General features: G+C 49.6%; 10 protein-coding genes. 4 read left to right on the top strand and 6 right to left on the bottom strand.

Annotated elements, in window-relative coordinates; genetic code table 11:
- Window positions 1-325: 325 nt before the first annotated feature.
- Both CFLAV_RS07330 and CFLAV_RS07325 read left to right on the top strand, forming a co-directional pair.
- The gene (locus CFLAV_RS07330; RefSeq protein WP_007414025.1) at window positions 326-709 is read left to right on the top strand and encodes a DUF5069 domain-containing protein; all 384 of its coding nucleotides are present in this window, start codon (window positions 326-328) and stop codon (window positions 707-709) included.
- Between the two features lie 35 nt (window positions 710-744).
- Complete coding sequence (locus CFLAV_RS07325; RefSeq protein ID WP_007414024.1) at window positions 745-942, top strand: hypothetical protein; 198 nt, start codon at window positions 745-747, stop codon at window positions 940-942.
- On the opposite strand, the gene CFLAV_RS07320 is transcribed toward CFLAV_RS07325, so the two are convergent.
- Both CFLAV_RS07320 and metG read right to left on the bottom strand, forming a co-directional pair.
- Complete coding sequence (locus CFLAV_RS07320; RefSeq protein WP_007414023.1) at window positions 923-2,752, bottom strand: hypothetical protein; 1,830 nt, start codon at window positions 2,750-2,752, stop codon at window positions 923-925. The genes CFLAV_RS07325 and CFLAV_RS07320 overlap by 20 nt on opposite strands.
- A gap of 14 nt (window positions 2,753-2,766) precedes the next feature.
- Window positions 2,767-4,320 (bottom strand): methionine--tRNA ligase, encoded by a 1,554-nt coding sequence (gene metG, locus CFLAV_RS07315; protein WP_007414022.1) that lies wholly within the window; start codon window positions 4,318-4,320, stop codon window positions 2,767-2,769.
- Window positions 4,321-4,549: 229 nt separating this feature from the next.
- Here metG and CFLAV_RS07310 point away from each other — a divergent pair, with 229 nt between their 5' ends.
- Window positions 4,550-6,394 (top strand): ClcB-like voltage-gated chloride channel protein, encoded by a 1,845-nt coding sequence (locus CFLAV_RS07310; RefSeq protein WP_007414021.1) that lies wholly within the window; start codon window positions 4,550-4,552, stop codon window positions 6,392-6,394.
- Here CFLAV_RS07310 and CFLAV_RS07305 read toward each other — a convergent pair.
- From CFLAV_RS07305 to CFLAV_RS07290, 4 genes are all read right to left on the bottom strand, one after another.
- A complete protein-coding gene (locus tag CFLAV_RS07305) occupies window positions 6,386-7,381 on the bottom strand; it encodes an MraY family glycosyltransferase (protein WP_007414020.1) in 996 nt (331 codons plus the stop codon). The two genes, CFLAV_RS07310 and CFLAV_RS07305, sit on opposite strands and share 9 nt — an antisense overlap.
- Window positions 7,378-8,550 carry a glycosyltransferase family 4 protein gene (locus CFLAV_RS07300; RefSeq protein ID WP_007414019.1) on the bottom strand — a complete coding sequence of 391 codons (1,173 nt, stop codon included), beginning with the start codon at window positions 8,548-8,550 and terminating at the stop codon, window positions 7,378-7,380. Before CFLAV_RS07300 ends, CFLAV_RS07305 begins: the two co-directional genes overlap by 4 nt.
- 14 nt (window positions 8,551-8,564) lie before the next feature.
- Window positions 8,565-11,246 carry a tetratricopeptide repeat protein gene (locus CFLAV_RS07295; protein ID WP_007414018.1) on the bottom strand — a complete coding sequence of 894 codons (2,682 nt, stop codon included), beginning with the start codon at window positions 11,244-11,246 and terminating at the stop codon, window positions 8,565-8,567.
- Window positions 11,247-11,311: 65 nt separating this feature from the next.
- Entirely contained in the window at window positions 11,312-12,478 is a 1,167-nt protein-coding gene (locus CFLAV_RS07290; RefSeq protein WP_150107313.1) for a class I SAM-dependent RNA methyltransferase, read from the bottom strand.
- 570 nt (window positions 12,479-13,048) lie between these two features.
- Between CFLAV_RS07290 and CFLAV_RS33965 the strand changes: the two genes are divergently transcribed.
- Complete coding sequence (locus CFLAV_RS33965; RefSeq protein ID WP_007414015.1) at window positions 13,049-13,297, top strand: hypothetical protein; 249 nt, start codon at window positions 13,049-13,051, stop codon at window positions 13,295-13,297.
- Window positions 13,298-13,635 lie beyond the last annotated feature (338 nt).

Here is a 13,635-nt window from a genome sequence, read left to right as displayed (position 1 = left end):
AATTGAGATTCCTATCCGGAGCCTGGGTAGCTTCCGTCCTTTTGTGTTCAGGAGATAGGTAGGCTGTCTTCCCATTGCTCATTTCCCTGTCTCTGGCGAGGTAGAGCCATTCTTTAAACCAAGGTGATTGATTCCATTTGTTTTCATGCGTTGCCAACATAAGCAGGGTCGTTGAATTTTGAAATTCGGCTGCAGCCCGTAATCAGGAATTGAACTTCAATAGCGTGCTCGAACAAGGGCTCGTCCTCTGATTTATTACTCTTTTGACTGGTTGTTGCAATGGGGAGATAACCTACCCGATGCTGGCATAATATTAGGAACCCGCATGGAGGTGTGGCCCGCGTTGAAGAAATTTGGTGAGGGAGTAATTTATATTGAATTTGGACATTTAGTTTGGATGCAAAATTATGGAAATATGAATGCAAATCTCGATAAAGTGAAAAAAATGGCCCGAGATTTACGCCAGGAGGAACCCCGCTCGCCAGACGCGGAACTAGGAGGGCATCAACTGGCGGCGCGTTGCCTGGATAAATGCCGTGCAACCCTTGTTGGATGGCAGGGTGATTTCAAGTATGGATGTCCGATGGATCGAGAATTCCTTGATGACACTGGTCTGGATGTTCAAGAATTCAAAGATTATGTGGCGACTGGCGCAACTGATAAAGAAGTAGATGCGTGGATCAGGGAACATGCAAATGCACGAGCATAAATTCAAATGAGATCAATATATCGAGGGAATATCATATGAAATCACTTTTGGAAGATGCGGCTTCCTTGTTCAGGGAGAACGAGATGAGCTTTGGAGATGTCAGACAAGACAAGGAAAAAGCCAACCTATATCGGGGATTGGCTCTGCTCGCTGAGGGACTATGCCGGTTGGAGGAAAGGTTTGAACGGCTGGAAGCTGAAAGAACTGAGGCGTCTATTTCAGCCTCCGATTAACCGTCTGATCTGTGTCGATCCAGTTGGTGTATGCCCGGTCGCCAAAGTAGTTATAGCCTTGAGACTCAAGGGTTGTTCCTGAGAGCAGGCTTTGGATAAATCCATTCCTTTCCACCTGAACGGTGTGGAAAATTTTCTTCCCGGGGTTTTCCTTAAGCAGGAATTTCACCCGTCCCTGCAACGCGGAGTAACTTTCGAATTCCGTATTAGTGCTCCTCGTAAAACGAAACTCGGGTGAGAGATCCTGAATCATTTGATGACTCCTTCCCCACGTTCCGCCCGCACTTGATACGAAATTTGTGCCATTCAAAAGTGCCACGGCGTCGTTGTAAGCCAGGACAGAAAGGTAATGGTGGTCAGAGGCTTTGAGCCATTTCGCGATTTTGTCGGGGTGCCCCTGTAAAGCATCATAGGCATAGTTCCCATCAAGGAATGCGATACGTTCCACGTCATTGGGAATCTCTTTCATGCCGTTCAAATATCCAAAAATGAAGCTTCCTCCACCGCTGTGTCCACTAAGAGTTATTCCGACATCGTTTCCGTGGAAGATTTCCTTTATTGAGTCAACGACATCCGGAATTCGCTTTGGAAGATCCGCATGCTTTTTGCGCCAGGCAGGCCAGCTTTTTTCAGACGCTTCCAAATAGACAACCACCAGGTTGGAATCCTTTAATGTCTCGCGGAGGAACCGCGTTTGTGCGCCGATGTGCTGGATGTCGTAATGCCAGTCATCCCCCTTTTCCATTTGCCTCCCAATGGTTTGTTCAGTTGAGTTTCCGTTAGGCAGCGCGAAAAAGATTAATTGTAGTTTCTTATGCGGATCGTATTCAGCCGGTGCGTTGATGTGGACTTTGATATCGGGATTTAGGACATAGGAAAGTGTTCGCTCTCCAAAGGAGCCAGGTTGGAAATCCGCCAAAGTCAGTTTTTTGCCAGCTGTTTCAATCAATGAATTGCCATTATTTGAGGGCGGCGCAGCGTATGCCGATTTGGGATAGCGCGGTATTGAAATTACTCCTTCATCACTTAGGAGTCCAGCCCACTCTGGATTTGCGAGCACTTGCGGCACCGTCCTGGGATCGCCGTTGACCTCCATCGAGAGTTGAACGAGGCGAATGCCGTGACTGTAATCAGCGTAGTTATCACCGTGGCCAGTAAAAAGAGGTTGGATGGGTTTTCCATCGGGTCGATGCCACCCGTAAATTGCAACCTTGCCTGGTGTTGCCTGGAGTTTGTTCGAAATAACCACGTCCTTCTTGTGACCACCAACCAGTGTCCCCAACGGAGACTCGGCAAGATGTTCCTTCCGCTGCTGCCAGACGGTCTGATTATGTTCTAAAAAGATTGGCATCGTGGCCATCACCGGACTGGGGGGAATGGGGGAAGGGGCAAGCTTCAGTGTGGCAGTCGAATATATATCATCCACCATTTTTCTTGTGGGCAGACTGCAGTGCAGCAGATCCGCCACTTTCTGCGCGGTAATTGGTGATAACGGGCATAGGAAGTAATCCTGATCCGAGCCTACCGCAAGGTAATCAGGAGTCACATAATAAGTGGAAGTGTTGGTTTTCCCATTGGATGGGGCTGTGACCTTGATTGGAATTAATTGGCGCAAAAACGCAGGCACGTTTCCCTGCGCAATTTGTTCGTAAATCTTCTCCTCGCGTTCAGTGCGATCCAGTTTGGAAATGGACTCGGCAAATTCGCTTCCTCCCATGGCGTCAGGAGAACGGGAAGGAAGTTCCAGCTTTTGAGCATGGACAGTTTGCCAAAGGAACAAAAGCAGCAGTGTTCGCCAGAGCTGTTTCATGCCTGATAAAATGCCTAAACCGGGGGCTTATCTTTTCGTGGGAACAAGGCTGCAGGTTCGCCAATGGTATGACCTGCAGCAAGACCGCCCCATGCGGCTGTGGAAATTCCTTCAGGTGCGCTGCTCAAACCGAGTTGGTTGTAAATTCGCTCGGAAGTTCCGGGTATGAAAGGAGCGAGTAAGATAGCCAAAATCCGGCAAGACTCGGCAAGGTTGTAAAGGACTTCGTCGAGGCGTTTGGATTGAGCGGGATCCTTTGCGAGTCTGAAGGGGGCGGTTTGATCCACGTATTGGTTGGCACGATTCACCAATTCCCAAATACTTAACAGGGCTGCTTGTAGTCCGTTTTGTTCGAGATGCGCACGGGTTTCCGCTATTACCTTGCCGGCTTCCGGTGCCAGTTCATCTGAACGCTCCGGAACAATGCCATTACGATAGCGCTTGAGCATGGACAGCGAGCGATTTACAAGGTTACCCAGTCCATTGGCCAATTCTGCCTGATAGCGAGCCTGAAAGCCTCCGTCGGTCCAGTTTCCATCAGGACCAATGGCCAGTTCGCGTACTACATAAAAGCGAAAGGCATCGATTCCCCACTCATTAACAACCGCAAGCGGGTCGACGACATTCCCGGTGGTTTTGCTAAGTTTCTGACCATCCTTCTGCCACCACCCATGAACGAGAAGCTGCCGGGGCAACGGCAGTCCCATTGCTTTGAGCATGATGGGCCAGTACACGGAATGAAATTTGAGAATGTCCTTGCCGATGACATGAGTGTCTGCCGGCCATAGGGGAAGGCCTTGGCCTGTTCTGCCGAGTGCAGAAAGTACAACCGGATCGCCGTGAGCCGCTGGAATGCTAATGTAGTTTACCAGCGCATCGAACCACACATAGGTCACAAAGTTTGTATCAAAAGGAACCGGAATCCCCCAATTTAACCGATTTATCGGACGGGTGATACACAAGTCTTCAAGGGTATTGTTCTTCAGAAAACCGAGGACTTCATTTCGTCGGTACTCCGGTTGGATGAAAGAGGGAGTCGACTCAATATAATCAATCAACCATTGTTGGTGATCCTTGAGTTTAAAATAATAGTTCTCCTCCTGTAGTTCAGTGACTTCACCATAAGAAGCGGGGAAGTTGCCGTCGGGCAGACGGTCCTTTTCCGTGAGAAAAGTTTCCTCCCTGGTGGAGTAGTAACCTTTATAGGCCGCCTTGTAAAAATGTCCCTCGTTATTGAGCTTGGAAAGGATTGCCTGGACCACCTCCTTATGACGCGGTTCGGTTGTGCGAACAAAATCATCGATGGTGAGTTCGAGTTTTTGCGCCATGGTTCTCCAGATTAAGGAGAGTTCGTCACAGTACTGCTGCGGACTCAGGCCCTTGAATTGTGCCGCTTGTTGCACCTTCTGCCCATGTTCGTCCAATCCAGTCAGGAAGAATACCTCTGTGCCGAGGCTCCTCCTTGACCGTGCGATGACATCGGCAATCACCATTTCATAGGCATGGCCCAAATGTGCTTCCCCATTGACGTAATAAATTGCAGTTGTGATGTAAAAACATTTACTCATCTACGGTAGTTTGGCGGAGAGACGGTCGGTTGGCAACTAGAAGACTGGATATCGAATTCGATCTCCGGCAGGCAAACAGACAGGTCGGAATGAAAGATAAGTTGAAAATTTCTCCACGATTCCAGTGAGGAGAGCAACTGTACAATGTTACGTATGTTACGTTGATTATGGAAAATGGAATTAAAATTACCTTCTCGTCAAACAAGCAGGAATCCGTAACATTAAGAGAGTGCAGTTAAGTTTGGATACCTTACGCCAGTTGTCATCGACTATTCACGCATTACTACGTCGACACTGGCAACGCGCCCTGCAGATACGCGAGAAGTTTCGCTTCAGTGAAGAAGCTTTTCATCTCGTTTTGGCTGGCGGCGTGGGTGTAATTGGAGGTTTTGTCAACCTTGTCTTCCATTATGGCATCGACATTTCGCAGCAGCTATTCCTGCATCGCAGCGGCGACATTGTGGCGGTAGCAGAGAAAGTGCCCCCCTTGGAAAGGCTTGTGATTTCAACCGTTGGCGCGTTATTGGCGGGTGTCGTGCTTTACTGGGGACTGCGGTTGGTCGGAAAACAGGGATCGAGCAACATCCTGGAAGTAGTAGTGGCGAGTGACGGCAGGCTGCCGTTTAGGACGACAATTGTTAAAGCCATTTCTTCGCTGCTGAGCATTGGCAGCGGTGCGTCCATCGGGCGAGAGGGCGCCATTACGAATCTGGCCGCCACCTTTGCATCGAAGTGGGGACAATTATGCCGCTGGCAACCTTATCGATTGCGTTTGTTGGTTGCGTGTGGCGCGGCTTCAGGAATTTCTGCTGCCTATAATGCACCGATTGCAGGTGCCGTTTTTGCCGCCCTGATTGTGCTGGGAAATTTCTCAATGAACTTGTTTGCGCCTCTCGTTTTCTCCTCCGTGGTGGCATCCATGGTTTCTCGCAGCTTTTTTGGATTGAAACCATGGTATGAGGTAACCCAGTTTGATTTCAAAAGTTTAACGCAACTACCGTGGTTTCTACTGCTCGGAATTGTAACGGGTGTCATGGGGGCAGTTTTTCTTAAGATGCTGGCATGGAGTGAGGAGATATTTAAAAGAGTTCCGGCGCCGGTATACGTCCGTCTTGCCCTGGGTGGGTTCTTTGCCGGCTGCCTGGCAATGGCATTCCCCCAAGTTTGGGGGAACGGCTATGGAATTACGAACCGGATTCTTCACGAACAGTTCCTGAATGAATCGTCACCGCTCATTTTTCTGATCGGATTGTTCCTTGCGAAACTCCTCGCAACACTTGCCACGGTGGGATCTGGCGCCGTGGGTGGAGTATTTACTCCAACGCTTTTCCTGGGCGCTGGGCTGGGTTATATTTTTGGCGCCGGTCTGCATGATGCGGGACAGGGGATGGTACTGCCGACTTCGGTATTCACTCTGGTGGGGATGGGTAGTATGTTGGCAGCTACAACTCGATCTCCATTGCTCGCGATGATCATGGTTTTCGAGGTTTCATTGAACTATTCTCTGATGCCTCCTCTTATGCTGGCGTGTGTCGTTTCCACATTGATGGCACGGAGGCTTTACCCCGACTCCATCTACACGGAGCCGCTTCGGAAAAAGGGATTGCTGGTGAATCGGGAGAATCTACGGTCGGGTTCGGCGACGGAGCAGACGGTAGGTGATCTGATGCGAGCTCCCGTGCCACCCTTGCGTGAGACGGCAACATTGCAAGAAATCGCTGATCGCTTTCTCACCAGTTCCAACAACTTTCTGCCAGTCGTGGATTCGAAGTATCAACTCATCGGTATAGTGGCTTTGCAGGATCTCAAAGAGTATCTCAATGCTGGAGCGGAGATGGGAGCGGTAATCGCATATGACGTCATGAGGCCTGCTCCCTCATGTGTCACTCCAGATCAACTTCTTTTGGACACGCTTCCCATAATGCTTTCGAGCGAGCAAAGAAACGTTCCGGTGGTAAATTCGTTGTCTGAAAACCGCCTGGTGGGAGCGATAGTCCGGGCTGAAGTTCTCGGCCTCCTTTCAGAAGCCATTGCCGCCAGAGGACAGAGCAAGGGCCCCTCAGAGTTAACCTGAACTTAGCAGCAGCAGCACAGGCACCGCTCCTATAAGTGCGGCCAGGGCCCAAATGAGCAGGACTGCGTTTCGGTGACTCAATCCTTTCCTCACCAGACGATGGGAGAGGTGATTGTTATCACCAATGTAGAAAGGCTGGCCATGACTCGAGCGGATCAGGACCACGCAAATCAGATCACCCAGTGGAACCGCCAGAACAAAAAGCGGCGTGAGTACCGCCCAGGGATGTGGATGTTTTGGGGTATAAAAGTGCGGCAGGATGGCCATTACAGCGAGGAGGAATCCCACAAGATGGCTTCCGGCATCGCCAAGAAAAGCGCTGGCTTTGGGGAAGTTGTACGGGAGAAATCCGAGCAATGCGCCCAGTGAGAGCAATGCCAGGAGGGCGACTAGATACTGACCTTCGATGGCAGAAATTATTCCGAAGTAGCCCGAGGCAATCGCACCCAGTCCCGTGCAAAGGCCATTCATGTTGTCCATGAAATTAAAGGCATTGATCATGGTAAGAATCCACAGAATGGTTATGCCATAGCTAAACACGGTGTTATGGATAAATAACGTTATCCGGACGTTCGCCAAGGCCACCAGCGAGGCAATAACCAGTTGTCCACCGAATTTAACGAGCGGTGGAAGCTCAAACTTGTCATCCAACCAACCGATCACTATCATTCCAATCGCCCCAACAAATATCACAATCAATTCCGTGATGCGGCGATTAAATCCGTAACTTAACAGACTGGTTACGTCTTCAAAACTGATTACACGCGCATGCAAAACCGCCAAGCCGAATAAAAGCGGAAAAAGAATTCCAGTCAGCACGGATAATCCACCAGCGAGGGGAATGGGGATACCATGAATTTTACGATGTCCGGGATCATCCACCAGACCGTTGCGGATGCAGATTCTGCGCCATACTGGAAGCGCTCCAATGGAAACCAGGAAGGCGCCCAGCAATGTCGCTAGATACACGTTAAAAGGAAATTTCACTTTTTCAGCTTTCGGCTGTCGGTCGTCAGTTGCAGGTAGAGAGCGTATAAATCACTGACCATGCGTTCAACGCCGAATCGCTCGCGCACAAAGTCCTGTCCTTGTTGCCCCAGCCTGCGTCTCAATGGTTCATCACTCACCAGCAGCAGTATCTGTCTGATTAAAGTTTCATGATCATTGGGACGAACTAAAAATCCGGTTTTACCGTTGAAGCAAACTTCCCTCGCCCCATCGCAATCGTGTGCGATTACCGGGCGCGCGGCTGCGAGAGCCTGAGGAAGAGCCCGGGGCAGACCTTCTCTCAAGGAGAGATGCACCAACAAATCCATTATTCCCACCAGCCCGGGAATTTCTGACGGAAGAACCAGTCCGGTAAAAATGAAACTGTTCTCCAGGTTTAACTCTTTTGCCCTGGCTTCGAATCGAGCGCGCCAGGGACCGTCTCCAACCAGAAGAAACTTAATCTCCGGAAACCTTGCGACCAGTACCGGAGCTATCGAAAAAAGATCGTCATGTCCCTTTAGTTCAAACAAGCGTCCAATTTTTCCGATGACAATACTCTCGGCAGCAATCCCCCAACGTGCGCGAATGGTTGCGTCATTTGTGGAGGATAAAAAGGGTTCCAGGGCAAAGCCGCTGAAAATTCTGGTGTATTGCTCCATTTTGCCAATGCCCGCCGCGAGATATTGATCACGCATTGCATCGGCCACAGTTACAAAATGTGTCGTAACCCTGCCCGCCCTGCGTTCCGCCTGGCGAAACATCCAATTCGAGGCAGGGCCTTGAAACGGTCCAAAGGAAGGACCGTGGATGGTATGAATAATGGTTGGAACCTTTGCCTGAGCGGCGGCAAGCCGTCCTAGAATTCCAGCCTTTCCGCTGTGAGTATGAACGATTGAAGGCTGTTTTTGGTGAAACCAGTTCGTTAACTTTCGGAAGGCGATCCAATCCTTCCAGGGATGAATTGGACGCACCAATTCGGGGATGGTGGTTAGAGCTTTTGGCTGGCTGGAAAAGCACATTTCGAGTGATCCTTCAGGTCCAGTGGAAGGTCCGGAAATCAAATCCACCAGTAAATCCGGTCGTTGCTGAAGCCCGAGCACCGAGGAAATGGTGTTCTCCTGGGCTCCACCCACTATCAATCTCGTGATGACGTGGGTAACACGCATCCTGGGCTTCACGCTTATGGGGATCCGGCTCCCAGCTCTTTTAAACGGGACTCGACCTGCTTTACCTCGTCTGTGTCTGGGGGGGCATTCGTAAGATAGCTCTTATAATAATTGATGGCGGCAGGCTTGTCTTTATTACGATAGGCAATCTCGGCTAAACCGTAATACGCCTGATAAACCTTAGGTGCCACACTGGTAATGCTTTCATAATCCTTTCTTGCGGCACTGAGATCGCCGCTGTGCAAATAAGCAATGGCACGATTTAGTTTGGCAGAATAGTTATTGGTCTGGAGGTTTAGTAACTGATTGAGTGGGGGAATTGCGCCGTCATAATCCTTTAACTGAATCAAGGAAATGCCTTTAAAGAAAAGAGCGTCTGGATCGTTGGGAGCCGCGTCGAGTGCTTTATTCACTGCTGCCAGTGCATTCGAATAATGCAGGGTGGAAATATACAATTGCGCCAGCCATAAGTTGCAATTGTTGTTTTCCGGAGTCAGGGTTCTAGCGCGATCAAATTGCTCGATGGCCTGGCGATAATTGCCGCCACGAGCCAATGTCACCCCGAGTTGGTAACAGAAATTTGGTTCATCAAACGGGCCGTCCTGTTTCAAGAGATCAGTCCAGTCATGATGTTTGCCGAATTTATCCTCAATCCTTCTGGGTGGCGCGATTACAGGTTTTTTGCCCGCCAGCAAATCCTTGTTAAACTGACCATTGACCTGCGATGGAACGTTATCGGGGTTAAGTTCTTCAGCCCGCTGGAAGTATTTCTCTGCATCATTTAACTTTCCTGCTCTTTCAAGAGTGACCCCCCAGCTGTTGAGAGCCGTCGAATAATAAGTACCTAAATATAAGGCTCGGTAATCCGGTTCCTTTGTCAGGTGCAGAGAAGTAAAAATATGTTGTATGAGAGGAAGATTTGGCTGGGGTGCAGAGGTGGTTATTGCACCCTTCAGGGAAGATAACTCTTTTCCGTCAATTTTCTCCCAAAAAGCCTGATTTTCCGCCAGATCCTGGGAATTCGGCGCAGGAGGCAGCATCGAAGCCTTTTTATCAAATCCTTTGAGTTGAAAAATCAGTCCATGCGGCTCTTTATAGAATTCCTCAAAATAATAGCCGAAGCTATAATTGAGGTAAAATACCTCGTATTCCTTGGATAGCTCTGTCATCAAATTTATCAAGCTTATTGAGTCCAAGGACTGCGATCCTCCTCGAAGCAACCGATATTGAGGATACTTTTTATTCAAATACTTGAAATAAGCTGGTTCTTGTAACACGCTGGACTCCACGAACAAATATTCCTTATCCCTTCCTTGCAGACCCAGGTGTGTTTGCAGCGCCTGAAGCCGCAGAGGATCATCGCTTAAAATCACTGCTCCTTTTTTCGGAAGACTTTGTTCGATAAGATTGTTATAGCTCACGAAATTCTGGCTAAGGTTCGCGGAAATTTTAGGCAGGTTACGACACACGAGAAGCAACGGCGTCAAAACCACGAGCAAACAGATACAAGCCGTCGCCAGGTGATTCGGCAGTTGCATGTTAGGACGATTCCGATGACGGGATTTGACGGGCGGCGGACGGAAAATTAACAGAAAATATCCGCTGAAGTAACCCACATTCAGAGCCCCTAAATAGTAAAATGAAAGAAAGGGCACGGTTCCATGGGCGCTTATGCGAGGGCTGAATGGAGGGTCCAAGGCCACCCAAACACAGGCTCCCAGGAATAAAGCGTGCACAATATGAAACGCTGCCTTTGCGAGGAAAATGCCGAAGGGACTCGTATCTCCAAAAAATGAGGACCAACGGATACCCATCACAACCAATGGAAGAAGAAACGGAAGTGCTAAAACCAACCAGGTTTCCTTGGGGAAATAGTGCCACAAGCCAGATAAATAATTCTTATCCGCGGAAAGCACTACTTTTAATAACTTGAAAAAAGTGACATTTTCAGGATGTGCCAGGGCAGCCTTGAGCGGCAGCAATAGGATGAGTAAAAAGCCGAGCAAACCACAACCCATTAATTTCAGCATGAAGCTAATCTGGAAAAATCTCACGCCTTTGATCCATATCAAGGCCAGGATAAAGGCTGGCAGATAACCGATCATGGCCCAACTATTCGCCATGCCCAGACCGCAAACGAGGGCAAATTTTATCAACCACGATTCCTTCTCCTCAATCCGGAATTCCAAAAGGCAGCGTATGCAGTAGGAAAACAATAGGAGGTCCACCATCTCACCGGTGAACTCAATGGCATGTTCCCAAAACGTCATTTGCAAACCGCACACCAACACGGCGAGCAGGGGTGGTATCCACGCAGTTTTGGTGGAGAGCAAGGCATGGGTGCTGGGTTCTCGCTCTCTTTGCTCCTGGGTTCGATCCCGGGGTAGCAAGGCAACGGAACGCGCGAGCAAAGCCAGAGTTAATGCTCCCAAGAAAGCGGCAAACAAGTTTAGCGCCAGTGGCAGAATCTTTACCGGCAGCCAGCGAAAGGGAAGCGTGAGCAGAAAAGTTACCGGCCCGGCAATAGTGCTGCGCCAATTCCAGCCTGCCAATTCGGATATATGACCAAGATTTCCAAGGGAATATGAGTGGTTCAGCGTGAAAATATAAACCACCATCATCAAGGCAGCCAAAATCCAGGGTAACAATGACCTTACGTAACTCGTGTTCGAACTTGATTCGCGTTCTGTCCTCATGCTAGTGGCAGGGATAATTTGTAATGCTTGTTGCTTGCTTTAAAGGTCTTCGTGAATTCCCGACTCTATCGGGAAAGAGTCGCGGACTTCAATCGCAAATCTGCCACGCACTCTACATGCGCGGTCTGAGGAAACATGTCGCAAGGAATCACTTTCACCAATTCAAAGACACCTTCCGCACATAAAACGTTCAAGTCTCGTGCCATCGTCGCCGGGTGGCAGGAGACATAAATCAACTGGTTCGGCCTGGTTTGCCTCAACAACTCCAAACTCTCCGGCAAACAACCCGTCCGCGGTGGATCGATCAAGACCGTCGTCGCCTCCGGCGAAAATCGCTGCATCAATCCCGGCAGCATCTCTTCCGCCCGCCCCGTCACGAACTCCCCATTCTTCAAGTTGCGTTTCTCTGCGTTTCTCCGCGCTGCCTTGATGGCCAGTTGATCCAACTCCACGCCCACAAAACCTTCGACCAAATCCCCCAGCTCAAGACTGAAGAAGCCAACCCCGCAGTATACATCTACCAGAAACCGTGAGCCGCTGTCTTTCAAAAACTGTCGTGCCACCCCGACTAATTCGGGGAGCAGAAAAAAGTTATTCTGGAAAAACGAATCCCGTGGCACCTCCCAACCCTCCGGTGCCACCCGCAAAACGACCTTGATGCCTCCCTTCGGTGGCGGATTCTTCCGCACATGCTGAATCTGCTCATTGACCGCGGGTTCTGAAATTTTGCACTCCTCGATATCCACCACCAGGCGATTATCCGCGCGTATGAATCCAATATTCAAACCCTGTTTGAACTTGTCCCACTGACTCCGGATCATAATGCGATTCCGGTAACCGTACGGCTGGGGGCAGGGGATGACTGGCCCCACGACCTTTGGATCAATGCCGCCTATCCGCTCGAACAAATCGCAAATCTGCTTGTGCTTCATCAGCAATTGCGCGGCATAATCCATGTGCTGATACTGACAACCGCCACAGTCCCCAAAATACTGGCATAAGGGTTTCACCCGCTCTGGCGACGTCTTCAACACCCGCACCAACTTGCCCCGGGCAAATCTTTTTTTGACCTCCGTGATCTCCACCTCCGCCTCCTCGCCCACCATCACGAACGGCACGAACACTACAAATTCATCCACCCGCGCCACACCCTCACCACCAAAGGCAATATCATGGAACGTCACGGTGCACCGCGAACCCACTTCAAGGTTTTGACTCACCACTTCACTCATAAAGCACCACTGAAATTTTTTCTTAATTGCCGTTAACTGCCGTTCATTGTCGCTCGCCGCCCCGTTCCCAACCTCAACCAATTCATACCCGTCCCGCTCTTTCCATATCTCCACAAAGCTCCAAACCCTTCGGAACCAGGGTCTGAAATAGACCATTCAGCCATCAACTCGTTCATAATCCCTCTCAAACGCTTTGCCATTATGCCAAATCCATTCTTGATGCACACCACCATTTTTAACATCGCCTAAAAATGTAACAAATCGCATGGACACAGACTCTCCAACTGTATAAGGGCGGAGCTCAGATTTGCTAATGCGGAACGTGCTACGCCTGAACGACTTGAAACTCGTGTTGGTCCCGCCCGTGCCTGAACTCATAAAATTTCTCTCCTTCCGCAACCCGTCTTGCCGAACATATCCAACCTCCATTTTCATTGACAGCGCAGCGTAAAATCTCAGCCAATATGGTTCACCACAACTTGTCAAACCCATCATTTCTCCAATTCAGTAACCCTTTCCCTGCTCGCGATAAAAAAGATCCAAATCCTTTGGTTTCTTATTCTGGCCTTCATGCTGCTTTTCACCTCGAATAGTAACCTCCCAGCTCAGGGCACTCCGGTTTATGTAAGCACGGCGAACAATTACGGCACCACACGGGATGTCGTGACATCCGGCGATTACGCTTACACGGCCAGTTATGATGGCCGGTTGCAGATTTACAATATATCCAATCGGCGTGCCCGTAATTCCGCCGTTAGCTTGGTCGAACAAAAAGCCTTCCGGCAGCCCAATCGCAAAAAAAGCCAGTTGGGCCGTTGAACGCGGTAAGCACATCACTGGACCGCTGACCAACCGCAGGCATCATTGAAGTAGCGAGTAACGAGCAAACAAAACGGTGGACTTAGTCGGCGACATCTGCATCTACGTTGCGCGCGGATGCCGGTGATTTGAAATGGCTATGGTGAGAGTGTTTTCGTTTCAATCGGAACGCACCCTCATCGAGCTTGGAACTGCTCTCATTTATTCGGTAGAAAAGGGTGCGTCCCAACTCAGTTCTCAATCTTGGAAAAGTTGATTAGAATGCCTCGGTTTACAAAAGACGTTGACACCTCTTTTGCTAATCGCTAAACAACCATCGAACCCAAATTTACTCCACG

This window comes from Pedosphaera parvula Ellin514 (assembly GCF_000172555.1).
Taxonomy (GTDB): Bacteria; Verrucomicrobiota; Verrucomicrobiia; order Limisphaerales; family Pedosphaeraceae; genus Pedosphaera.
This window is presented reverse-complemented; position numbering and strand designations above follow the sequence as displayed.